This is a genomic window from Pseudomonas sp. A0308 (genome assembly GCF_044218815.1).
GTDB lineage: Bacteria > Pseudomonadota > Gammaproteobacteria > Pseudomonadales > Pseudomonadaceae > Aquipseudomonas > Aquipseudomonas iridis.
Window position 1 is genome coordinate 770779 of the sequence record NZ_CP162581.1, and the last position, 11734, is coordinate 782512.

At 53.6% G+C, this 11734-nt stretch carries 11 protein-coding genes; 5 read left to right on the plus strand and 6 right to left on the minus strand.

Annotated features, from left to right (window positions below; translation table 11 throughout):
• Positions 1–50: 50 nt before the first annotated feature.
• A complete protein-coding gene (locus AB4P92_RS03555; RefSeq protein WP_395598889.1) occupies positions 51–884 on the plus strand; it encodes a hypothetical protein in 834 nt (277 codons plus the stop codon).
• 60 nt (positions 885–944) lie between these two features.
• Here the strand turns inward: AB4P92_RS03555 and AB4P92_RS03560 are convergent, their stop codons facing one another.
• Complete coding sequence (locus tag AB4P92_RS03560) at positions 945–1520, minus strand: abortive infection family protein (RefSeq protein WP_395598890.1); 576 nt, start codon at positions 1518–1520, stop codon at positions 945–947.
• Between the two features lie 177 nt (positions 1521–1697).
• On the opposite strand from AB4P92_RS03560, the gene AB4P92_RS03565 reads away from it, so the two are divergent.
• On the plus strand, positions 1698–1877 hold the full coding sequence (locus AB4P92_RS03565) for a hypothetical protein (RefSeq protein ID WP_395598891.1): 180 nt from the start codon (positions 1698–1700) through the stop codon (positions 1875–1877).
• Positions 1878–2017: 140 nt separating this feature from the next.
• Here AB4P92_RS03565 and AB4P92_RS03570 read toward each other — a convergent pair whose 3' ends face one another.
• Both AB4P92_RS03570 and AB4P92_RS03575 read right to left on the minus strand, forming a co-directional pair.
• The gene (locus tag AB4P92_RS03570; protein WP_395598892.1) at positions 2018–2554 is read right to left on the minus strand and encodes a hypothetical protein; all 537 of its coding nucleotides are present in this window, start codon (positions 2552–2554) and stop codon (positions 2018–2020) included.
• A gap of 18 nt (positions 2555–2572) precedes the next feature.
• The gene (locus AB4P92_RS03575; protein ID WP_395598893.1) at positions 2573–3376 is read right to left on the minus strand and encodes an AbiJ-NTD4 domain-containing protein; all 804 of its coding nucleotides are present in this window, start codon (positions 3374–3376) and stop codon (positions 2573–2575) included.
• A 193-nt stretch (positions 3377–3569) separates the two neighbouring features.
• Between AB4P92_RS03575 and AB4P92_RS03580 the strand changes: the two genes are divergently transcribed.
• Positions 3570–4880: a hypothetical protein gene (locus tag AB4P92_RS03580; RefSeq protein WP_395598894.1), complete on the plus strand. Its 1311-nt coding sequence runs from the start codon at positions 3570–3572 to the stop codon at positions 4878–4880.
• A gap of 175 nt (positions 4881–5055) precedes the next feature.
• Positions 5056–6288, plus strand: coding sequence for a hypothetical protein (locus tag AB4P92_RS03585; protein WP_395598895.1), 1233 nt, complete (start codon positions 5056–5058; stop codon positions 6286–6288).
• Positions 6289–6530: 242 nt separating this feature from the next.
• On the opposite strand, the gene AB4P92_RS03590 is transcribed toward AB4P92_RS03585, so the two are convergent.
• The 3 genes from AB4P92_RS03590 to AB4P92_RS03600 all read right to left on the minus strand — a co-directional run bounded on the left by AB4P92_RS03590 (position 6531) and on the right by AB4P92_RS03600 (position 10857).
• The gene (locus tag AB4P92_RS03590; RefSeq protein WP_395598896.1) at positions 6531–8960 is read right to left on the minus strand and encodes an AAA family ATPase; all 2430 of its coding nucleotides are present in this window, start codon (positions 8958–8960) and stop codon (positions 6531–6533) included.
• 584 nt (positions 8961–9544) lie between these two features.
• Positions 9545–10006 carry a ribonuclease HI gene (gene rnhA / locus AB4P92_RS03595; protein WP_042558800.1) on the minus strand — a complete coding sequence of 154 codons (462 nt, stop codon included), beginning with the start codon at positions 10004–10006 and terminating at the stop codon, positions 9545–9547.
• Between the two features lie 92 nt (positions 10007–10098).
• On the minus strand, positions 10099–10857 hold the full coding sequence (locus tag AB4P92_RS03600) for a class I SAM-dependent methyltransferase (protein ID WP_042558799.1): 759 nt from the start codon (positions 10855–10857) through the stop codon (positions 10099–10101).
• Between the two features lie 66 nt (positions 10858–10923).
• Between AB4P92_RS03600 and gloB the strand changes: the two genes are divergently transcribed.
• On the plus strand, positions 10924–11691 hold the full coding sequence (gene gloB / locus AB4P92_RS03605; protein WP_395598897.1) for a hydroxyacylglutathione hydrolase: 768 nt from the start codon (positions 10924–10926) through the stop codon (positions 11689–11691).
• The last annotated feature ends 43 nt before the right edge of the window (positions 11692–11734 follow it).

Sequence of the window (11734 nt, forward strand, 5' to 3'; positions counted from 1 at the left end):
TGCCGAATAGTGGTCGAGACGTAGAGTGCCAAAGCCGAAGGATCAGGGAGTTGAAGGTCGAGATGACGCATAGAGTTTTGGATTGGCGCAATCGACGCGCATGGTTACAACACATCCAGTTATACGCAAAACCGCTGTTGACACCGAAACTGGTAGCGGAACTGGAGCGGCGCAGACCCCAGTGCTGGTCGGACGTCATGGACTGGCTCCCGGATCACCATGACCTGGTGCCGGACTTCTGCGACCGGATGTCCTCGTACTACACACATTTCAAAGCCTTTCATGGCTGCCGCCCAGAATCGCTGTCGAGCTACTACGACCAGGGGCTTCGGGGACAAAACGCCGACTCGATCATCAAGAAATTTCGACAGCTTTTTGCAGATCTCCCGCCGGCCAGCCTCGACCTGGCCATCGAGAAGATGCAGCACCGTGAGTCAAGTGAACGGGGCAAGACTTGGCTGTCCGGGGATGACCGCCAGATGGTTAGGGACTTCGGTCACTACATTATCAACGGCAGCGAGTACCTCCTGGCACTGGCGGCGAAGCTGAGCGGAGGACATTATGAGGAGGACTACAGGCTCCGGTTGCGGACAATTGGCATTCCGACCGTACTGGAGGTCGACATTCCCATCGAGCTCATTCCACCTGCGCAGAGGCTGGAAGTAGCGAAAATGATACTGTCGGAATGGGGGCAGCTTCGGACAAAACGCCCTTTGGGGATATCGTCGTCACCGTGCTACGTAGTGCGCTCAGACATTCCTGCAGAGTGCATCAAAGCGCATTACCATCCGGCAAGGATTCGGGACTTCCATCACTGCATCCCTACCTACGTCAACAAGACGGTGCGATGTGATCACTGCCCTCCAGCCTCCGAGCTTGCTTAGGCCCGAGCCTCAATCCGCGCACAGATCTTGGCCCCGGCGTTCTAGGCAGACATTCAGAGCCTACTTGCCTGAGTAGGCCTGGTCGTGAAGGAAGACGATAGCCGACGCCGTCATGTTCATCGCATACCTGGCAACATGCTCAGGCACTACCTTCGCGTTTTCTCCTGCGCCATGGGCTGAGCTCAGCTTGTTGCGAAGCGTGCCCACAACCATCAGCGGTGTCTCCCAAAAGCCCTCCATCTGCGTCTGGGCCATGATGGTTCTCAAAAGCTTTGCAGTGCTATCGCCCTCGCTGTAGCCGAAACGCTTCTGGCCGCAGATCACTTTCATGACGCTCTCATAACTGGCGTTGCACTTGGTGACACAGTCACCGAATTTCCGGTGCCTGTAGTCTTCAAGCGCGGCCATGAACTCGGTGTTGGCATAGCGAAATGCGGGTTGCCGGAGCAACTGAAGTACCGGCTCAATTGCCGTTTCATGGATCACCTGACTGTCCTTGGGGATCACCTTCGATTCTTCAAGAAGCCTTATTCTCTGGCTGCTGCGAAAATCGTCGCTCTGCCAAGGCTCCCAGAACTGTTTGGTGACAAAGTAAGGCAGGTCATCAATGCTCAAGAACTCGTTCAGTTGAGTCACGACGTCCTCTTGCCGCCCGCCTAGGCACATGTGTGCGTCTGCCTGCAGGATGTACTCCACTGCGTCCAGAAAGTGGGCATCACTACACGTGGTTAGGAACTGGAGGGTATCGTCCTGAGGAGACATGCCCTGACGTTGGCTCAAAGAGACACGACCCACCAAGTAGCTCAGCTTTCCATGAAGATGTTCAAGAGCCAGAAGAAGGCTCCCGTCGCCAGCGTCGCGCAGCAGCATGAGCGTCCGTTGCCTGAATCCTGGGGTCAGTGGTTTTCTGACTGCTGCCTGGTTTTCCTTCCTGCGGGAAAAAACGTTGAAAATATTCCCTATCACACCATCTTCCTGCTGCAAGTTAACTGAGGATCGTACTGCTCGCCCGGCAACCGTTCCTATCAAACAGTTAGGTCTATCAGGGAATGTTCAACGGGTGCAGAACCATCTACCGACCGTCTCTAAGCGATCAATCTAAACCCCGGCCACCTAGCACCTAGCTACGGCGTTCACTTGACGATTAGCGTCTCTTCACCAGTATTAGTGTCACGAGACCACTTAATGTCGCAAGGGTCATCATTTCCGACTTCGCGGAATAACGAAATCACCTCATCAATACTGATGAAGTACAAGTGTTTGTCTTTGTCGAGATCGGAGCTGAAAAATGCTCCGTACAGCCCACCATCCTCGGACTGACAAGGCGCGAAGACGAAGCTATGAATGATCCGCCCGCAAACAAACAACACGTCTCGCACCTCGTGGCCACCCTTGGATAGGTCATAGAGCTCCTCAAGCCGGTGGTTGTTACGCCATGTCACGCGCTTCAGATTTGAGTGCTTGCGAAGGGGAATAGAAAGGCTGCGGGTCTTGTCTGTGATCTTGGCTGGGGCCTCTAGGAGCTTCCTGACAGAGTAGAAGCCAATAAAGATGTCACGCTCTACTTGGGCAACTTCTTCGTCGGACAGATCATTGGAGGCCTTAAAGTGCGCAAGACGATCTGCCATTTCCAACAGCGGTTGCTTCCAGTACCAGCTCTCCCAGATCATCTTGTGCGTCCTTTTAAGTCACTTCGATTTCTTGATCAAATAGCTGCTGACCGAGGCGCACAGGCCAACTACGAGCTCTGCGTCTTCGAAAGACGGCTCACGCCCTTCCTGGATGTGCCGTCCGAACTCCGAGGCGTACGCCCAAGTTTTGATGACAGCCTGATCCAATGGAGCTGGAATCAGCGTTCGGGAATCATTCATGATCTTCCCGAGGGTCGCTTGTTGGTCACCAGTGACCTGCCGAGCGACACACTCCAGCGAAGCCATGGCATGCTGTATCGCCCCCGTCGGGTCTGGAGACGGTCGGCGTGAGAGATCAGCAATCGCCTGGTGCAATTCCTTGCTGGCCGTGACGTGCCCATGTTGATGCTCAGTTTCTTTCGCCGAGGTCAAAACCTGCTCAAAGGATTCAGAACCACGGATTTCGATGCGACCTTCCAGCAGCTTCCACCCTATGCCGTGCTCAATAAAGAATTCGTTCAGCTCAGTAGTGAAGTGCTCGTACACGCCAGAGTCATAGTTACAGTTGCCGAGGTAATCATCGAGCCGCTCAATGACGTCATACACCTTGAACCACTTGCACTGCTCAAGCCGCCGAACGTTTTCCTCGTGGATATTGGGCCTCTCACTCCAGTTCTGCTTGTCGGGCAAGACCTTCAATGTCTGGCAGATTATTTGGCGCAGGTCTGATGGCTTGAGACCACATTCGTAGCACAATTGAATCAGATACTCCTGCAGCGCTTGCGGTGCGTCTTCCCGGACAGTGATTTCGGCTTCATCGACCTGCGAGAAACCGTGACGCCTTGAAAATGAGTCCTTCATCTTTACCCTCCGCCTCACCTAGTCCACCGGCAAATCGCCATAGCGATCTGGCTCGATAATGCCTGACATTCCGGGCTTGGGATAGGTAACGGGAATCGACGCTTGACTTGGCCTGAAGACTGCGAACTCACCCGCAGCGGTCGATTCAAGCCACGACCTTTGAGGAGCGGCCTCAGGTCTTGCCCGAGCTACAGTGAAGGGTGTCGTCACTTTCGCCACCGTCTCATTAGACACCTTAAAGCTCAGCCTAATGCCAGAAAACTTCGTACCATCCGCCGCTGATCACACTCACTTGCTAGGAAGACCAGTGGCAGCCAGCCCTAAGTACTCACGTTTTTTTGAAAAACAAGTCTCTAACCGCGACTCTACGCCGGCGTCACAGTCGCCCCCTAAAGCCACATGGTTAGCAAAAGCCATGACTTATTCAGGGCTGATGGCCAACGCCTCTCAGGTCTTGATGCTAGCTGTAGTCGTAGTTGGCTATGTCTACACGGTGCGGCCAGTCTTCCAGAAAGAGGTGGTCTCCGAGGATCTCGCTCGCCTGCAGCTTGAACAACGAAAGCTTCAGCATCAAATGGAGGGGCAAGCGGAATCCCTGCTAGCCGGGGAAGCGAAAAATAAGGATTTGGCTGATCAGCGAGCTTCAATCGAGAAGCAGATTGTGACCCTCAACCAGAAAGTAGGGGACGCTGAGAAATCTGCCCGCGATGCCATGCTTCGGGCACAACGGGCAACAGCTGAAGCCAAAACGGCTGAATCGACCCTTGCCGGCCTTCAAGCGCAACACTACGGGCTGAAAGTGCAAAGCCTCCTAGGCCAGACAGCGCTGCCAAGCAGCATGATTCATGTCCTGAACAGATCAACAAGCACACTACCTTTTGTGGTCTTCAAGGATGAGAAAGCAGGCTCTATCGCACAAAAATTACAATCGCTGGAGCTTCAGCCCCTCGATCTAGCGAAGTCGACACTCTCTCAACTGCAAGAGCAAGCCAGCAAGCAATCCCGAGCGCCCAGTGCGGCCATCGATGCATTGTTGGTGCGCAATTATGAAAAGGGCATGTTCGAGCATACTCAAGACCTGACATGCCCCACGCCTGCATATGCGGACTGGCAGTCTGCATTTCAGTCGGCAGTACAGGCAAGCGAAGGGAACATTCGGGACTGCGTGCGCGAATCTTGGGCCGATCGAGTAGAACGGGAAGGCTGGTCACCTTTCGATATTCGCAACCTCCAAAAAACCGACTCTTGGAAACAGCTCGAAAGCAGCTTCAACGCCTCATGCAAATTGTCCTACAGCTATCTGATGCGCACAGCGTTCGAAGACGCCTGGAAAAAGGCTGATGAGGCCTGCGACGAGCGTCGGATGTACGTTAATCAGCTCGTGATGGGCACGCCCTTCAAGTTACGCCTGACAGAGTTTACGGTGGTCACACCGCCGTCAACCGAAGAAATCGCCAAGCTGTTCCGAAATCGCAATGCCAAGGAGCCTGCGGCTCAATTGTGAGAGCCGTCAGGGCATCCAGCTCTGCGTACTTGCCCCCACGGCTGGTAGGCCATGCAGCCGACCAAGTATGGCGAGCTCGCCTCCATGCCCCCAGAGGTGCCGCCATGGGTTGCTATGCCCCGGACGAAATTGGATGATGCGGTATCAGATCGCCACCTCGGAATAGGCAGCACCTATGAGCAAGACGAACAACATATCGGTCGACACCGGAGCTCAGGCCAGCCTAAACGTGAACGAATCCAAAACCGACATTGAAATCATTGAACATGCCACAGCAATTCTAAGAGACGTGACTGAAGAAATTTCTGAAGCCCTCTACTCCCCGAAATCTGGCAAGCTAACGATCACATGGTCAGCCGACAAAGAATTTAATGCCGGTGCCTATTCTGCTATACACCCTAGCGCTGGCCCCGAACATAAAATTGTCATCAACTACACCATAGCGATTGAGCTTTATCGTTACGCTGAAAAGTTATTCAAATTTACGCAAAGCGATAAACTGAAAAATTATTTAGAGACCTACCCAGAGGACTACATTCCGCTCCCATTGATTCCGCTAAGCACCCCAGGCAGCCAGTTCATAAACAACATGTTCATGGGTGCTCTAACATGGGTATTTTTTCACGAGCTTGGTCATGCAGCGCAAGACCACGGGGTGATACGCAAAAACAACTGCGAAACTGTCTGCAATCTGACCAGCTCAGCTAACAATGACCCAGTCCATGATGACGGGTACTCATACACCCAAGAAGTCAATGCACAAGCAGATAAAAAGCTGTCTCACCACGATTCTTTAATTCATCACGTCACAGAGCTAGCGGCGGACAGCGAAGCTACCTGTTTAGCAGTGTACGAACTCCTTCGGCATGCAGTACCTGCCGAGGATTGGGACATCGGCTTGAAAGACTTCTCAAAGCTTAACTGGCAATTCATCGTCGACAACTGCTATCTGATGATCGCAGGGATAGCGTGCACATTCTTCCGGTTTAACAATGGTAGAGCGACCCCTGAGCAGGCGTCGGCCACCGGGTCGCACCCCAATGCCTTTTTCAGAATGGAAATGACGGTTCGCCAAATCTGTAGGCAGCTGAAGTTTGTTGCCATGGGAGCTGGCCATGAGATTACCGATCTTGAAATTCTTATAATTGCAAAGCAAGCAGCAGATTTATCGGCCCTGTTTTGGTACTACGAAATCTCAGACCAGGCCATGCCTATGGAAGACCTGCTCATCAGAGGCCTAACCGAAAGGCCCGAATTCAAATCCTATACCGCAGAAATCATCAACGCCTGGGACGATCTTACGCCTCAAATTTTTGAAGTCCGTAGTTTTGGCTCAAAGCTTGGGATCTTGCACTTCGACGAAGAACATCGTGAATACATTTTCGGTAGAGACCACCTCCGAGACTAATAGTCTTATCCTAGAAATAACTCGCTTGCGCTGAGCTTAGGTGGTAAAGCCTGATGATCTTAGGGGTCGATTTACGACCCCTATAGCTTGAGATTCGGCCTCTAGCCCACCCCGCTGATCTTCGAGCGGCAGGTACGAGTGCATTGCTATAAAACCGACCTGACCTCACTGGCAGTTCCACAAGCTCCCAGAAAAGCGGGGCCGATCGCCTACCAAGTACTTTCCCTGTCGCCAGAAGGTTCCTAGAACGGAGTGTCCTGATCGAACCCAAGCTGGTCGTTCTCAGGCTTGGGAGCAATCGGCACGCTAGCTGGAGCCGCGACGGCACTGCTGGCTGGTAGTGGGGCAGACTCAGGAACGACTAAGGGCAGGTCAGCATCGACTGCAGTAACAGCGATAGAGGCCTCATTTCCCCCAGCCTCTGTCTCCGCTTGCTGCTCTGCCGGCTCGTCCGGATCCAGATCGACATAAGCATCGCCCATCATCATTTTGTAGTGAGCGTCATGCTTAGCAGCCTTGAATATTTTGAAGAAAATCTTCAGGTAGCTTTCTGCCATAGCGTCGCTGATAGCCACATACAGCTCATCCGGAGCGTAATGCGAGCCGTCATTCACCCAGCTCATTAAAGACTGGCACTGCGTCTTTTCGATACCTTCAAACTCGTCAACCAAATGGTACGTATCGACACCACCCAGGATTTTGAAATAATTCTCCAAAATCCGGCGCATGGTGTTCTGCAGCGTAAGCACTGGCAACGGTGTTCTCTTCAGTTCCGCCCAGAGCAGCTGATAAGAGGTTCTGATGGGATTACTCGGGTGAAATTCAATCACCGAGTACTCGTTGGGCTTGCGGACGATCCAGAACGTCTCGTCACCGAGGGATTTGTCGGGCTTACGACGCTGATCGTAACTAACCTCTTTATGAAAATGTATATTATGGGTGAGCACCACAACCTGCTTAATATGACTGCCAGGCTTTCTAACCTCAATAAACAGCTCTTTAACCAAGCTACTCACGATAAACAACACATCACTATCAAGGCTCGAAACAGGATCATCGATAACCACGATTCGATCACTAGTGATACCCGAGGTCGTAACACTTCCTCTCAGCAGGTGGTAGAAATACAAGAATGTTACGAAGGTCTTCTCACCCTCGCTCAAGGTTTGCTTTGCATCTTTCCCATCTGCTCGGATCAGCCTATACGAATTACCTACACACGCAGGATCGAGTGAAAAACCTCGGAAGCCGAAATTTCTAAGAATATTATTGATGGCTGTCACTGTCGGCTTCACGCTTGTGAGCTCGGTTTCAATCTTATCGATTTCGAAATCTGCAGCATCAATGCTATTCGAAGCCCTATCCCGACTCGATGCCATCCCGGCAATGGCCTTCTGCAACATACCCATCTGAGAGGCATAATCAGCCAAAGTATTCTTTAGCTCGACATCTAAAATATACCTCCACACTTCGTCAGTGAGTTTGCTCTGCTCAGCAGTGAAACTAGCAACAAGTCGGTTGTGCTCGGTGATTTTCGCGTTCGCGGCGTTAACAATACTGACAATCCCAGCATGGATATCTGCGAGCCCTTCAAGACCGACCTCCGTGCTTGGACTGGCGAACTTATTGTCAATTCGCCCTTTATTAACGAGAATAACAGCTTCCAACGCCTGAATTTCAGGACTAAGCTTTTCTTTATCCAACTCAGCACAATCCAAAGCCAGCAGAGCACGCGCCTGGATCAATAGATCTTCTGCAGCTTGGTAATAATTATTACGCAGAGCGGATACTGCCTTTGAATCGGCTTCAAAGGTCTCATCAAAGTACTCAGCAAGTTCCTTTTCGAAGTCGTGAGGTAGATCCTGCTGACAGAACGGACACTGTTCGTCCGTGTGCCCCAAGAATTTCATACCCTGCCTGACCCAGTCGCTATTGCCCAACCGCTGAATGATGCCTGATATGCTTACGTCATCTTTACCAATAACTTTCTTGGAGAGAACTGGACTTGTCTCGAATGAGATCAGTCGCGATAAATCAAAAGTCGAAACAGGCGCTATTTTCGAAGGTTGATCGCCGTATAGAACTGCCGCTCTAGCTTGGAGATCTGCCAAGTCCACCAAGGCAGACTTGTTACTCGTATATTCCTGCAGAACCCTTGCCTTGAACGCTTCCTTGTTATTCCTCAGACCAGTGAATGCCCCTTTAAAATGCTCATCATGCTTTACCTTCTGCTCCCAGCATCTGCCCATCAGTTTTGTATCCAAAGAGGCCAGCTCAGCATTTTTTCCGGGTTTTCCATCTTCGCCATCCAGAGAAATTATTGATTTGGCCTTCATCTGCTCGTGACGCTTTCTTTCATCCTTAAGGTCTTTGAGTCTGTCGAGCTGATCCTTCTCGACCTTCCCTAGTGTAAATACCCCCTGAAACTCTTTGGAATCTGTGAAGTTGGCAGCAATGAAGTCGTTGTTGTAGATCATTGCTGGCACTGGCGTATTTCTGAGCCAAGTGATGCTGGAATCTACTGAGATGCCAGGCTTCTCGATGAGCCGGCTGATTGTGGTCTTGCCAGCCCCATTCGGCCCATAAATGAAGTTGACCGGTTTGAGTTTGATTACTTCGGACTTAGCGGCGCTGTAGGTGGCGATATTGGACAGACTAATCGACTCGATCATAGCGGGGCATCCCAGCATGCCGGGGCAATAGGTGGCCCCTGCTCAGTGAAAATCTATAAGGTTTAGGCGATGGAATACCTACCTAACCGTTGCCCGATCGCATGATGGCGATTGGCCGCATAAGCGTAGACGGCGTGGCAATTTATGCAAAAGCAGGCTGTGCAGAATGTCTGCTGGGGGGGTGCGGTGGGGGCACTGGAGGTATGGGAGGACAGGGAAGAATGTAAACCATGAGCTCTGAATTTAGGCCATGGTTTACAGAATTTCTTACCGTACGGTATCGTAGTGAATGATGCGGGGCTACGACCCAGTATTACCGGGCTTGGAGGGCGTGGGGTTTAAGTTTACATACCTCCCCTAAAAACGGTCCCACACAACGGATCTGGTGGCCATCAGTGCTCAGCTCTCAACGGGTCAATCGGGCAAAAACGCGGATCTTAACACGCTCACGGGGTGTATCTGCCTTGGCGCGTTATCGTTCTTCGCCAGCAGGCTCACTCCTGCAGGGGGATTTGTGAACTGCACAAATCCAATGTGGGAGCGAGCCTGCTCGCGAATGGGCGCAACGGTGGAACTGGAAAGAATCAGCTCTGCTTGTAACCGCGCACTTCATCAACGCCACGGTTCGCCAACTGGTCAGCCCGCTCGTTACCGTGATGACCAATGTGCCCGCGCACCCACTTCCAGGTGACCTTGTGGCGGTTGACCTGCTCGTCCAGCTCTTTCCACAGATCAGCGTTCTTCACTGGCTCTTTGGCAGCTGTCTTCCAGCCGCGCTTCTTCCAGTTGACCATCCACTCGTTGATGCCCTTCATCACGTATTGCGAGTCGGTCACCAGCAGCACTTCACACGGGCGCTTCAAGGCTTCGAGGCCGCGGATCGCGCCGAGCAGTTCCATGCGATTGTTGGTGGTGTTGGCCTCGCCGCCCCACAGTTCCTTTTCGACGCCCTTGCACACCAGCAAGGCGCCCCAGCCGCCCGGGCCGGGATTGCCCTTGCAGGCGCCATCGGTGAACAGTTCTACGCTTTCGACGGTTTCGCTCATGCCAATCTATCCAGAAAAAATGCGTGCCTCGCCAATCGCGGATCGACGATGACCGCGGCCGAAGCAAGTCCGGCCACTATAAAAAGAAGGGTTTACGGTTCGATGCGGCGGCGGTTGACCTTGGCCATCGGCAGCGGAATCAGCTTGCCCATCGGCTCGCGTCGCTCCTGACGCAGTGGGCGTAGCCCGACAACAATCTTGCGCGCCACCAATAAGTAGAAGCCGCCTCCCGACAGTTGCCAGTCACCGGCCTTGCGTTCCCAGCCCGCCAGACGGGCCTGCCATTTGGGCGACGCGAGCGGCGGACGATAGCACCCGAAGCGGCGTTTCTCCAGCGCAAAGCCCAGCAGATTGAGCCAGTCGGCAACCCGCGATGGCGAGATGCAGCGTGCCTTGCGCAAGGCGTCGTGAGCAAATGCATGGCGCAGGCCCCAGGTGCTCCAGGGGTTGATGCCGATAATCAGTAAATGCCCGCCAGGGCGCACGCTGCTCGCCGCTTCGCGCAACAGACCGTGAGGTGACAGACAGAAATCCAGACCATGCTGCATCACCACCACGTCGGCGGCGTGCTCGCTCAATGGCCAGGCCTGCTCTTCGCAGACAATCTCGACCCCCGGCAACGGCGCACCGAGCCGCACGTTGCGCTGCACTTGCGGCGCTGACGGCGGGGTTTCGGCCGAGGGGCCGTAGTGCACCAGATAGCCACCGAAGAACCGGGCCAGCTCGTCTTCGAGCATGCGCCGCTCTTCATCCAGCAGAAATTGCCCGAGCGGGCCCGACAGCCATTCACGGGCGGCGCTGATCAACGCCAGCCAGTCGGGATCTGCCTGAGCGAACGCTTTATCGGTCATGTCATTCTCCAACGCGCCAGGAACTACTAAGATGCGCCAATGTTTTCCGCTTGGCGAATTCCGACGATGATACAGATCAGTGCCCTGCCCGCGTTCACCGATAACTACATCTGGTTGTTACAGGATCACCGTACCCAGCGCTGCGTGGTGGTCGATCCAGGCGATGCCGCGCCCGTGCTGGCGTGGCTCGACGCCCATCCTGGCTGGGCGCTGAGCGATATCCTGATCACCCACCATCATCACGATCATGTCGGCGGCGTCGAGCGCCTGAAGCAGCTCAGCGGCGCCACCGTGTACGGCCCGGCCAGCGAAAACATTCCGGCACGAGACGTGGCGCTCAAGGACAACGACAGCGTCAGCGTGCTCGGTTGGGACTTCGATGTCTACGCGGTGCCCGGTCACACATTGGGACACATTGCCTATTATCACCACGGCTTGCTGTTTTGCGGCGATACGCTGTTTGCCGCCGGTTGTGGCCGCTTGTTCGAGGGCACGCCTGAGCAGATGCACCACTCGCTCAGCCGGCTCGCCGCGCTGCCTGAAGATACGCTGGTCTATTGCACCCACGAATACACCCTGAGCAACCTCAAGTTTGCCGCAGCGGTTGAACCGGGCAACCCGGACATTGCCGCCCGTCTGGAAAAAGTCACCCGGCAACGGCAAAACGGTGTCATGACCCTGCCCTCGACCCTGGCGCTTGAAAAGCTCACAAATCCGTTTTTGCGCACCACTGAAACATTGGTTACACAAAAAGTGGACGAACGGGACGGCGCTCAAAACCGGGCCCCGAGTGAGGTTTTTGCGGCTCTGCGGGCATGGAAAGATACGTTCTAAGTGCCCCATGGCCTGATACAAAAATTCTGAATGGTTGACCGCG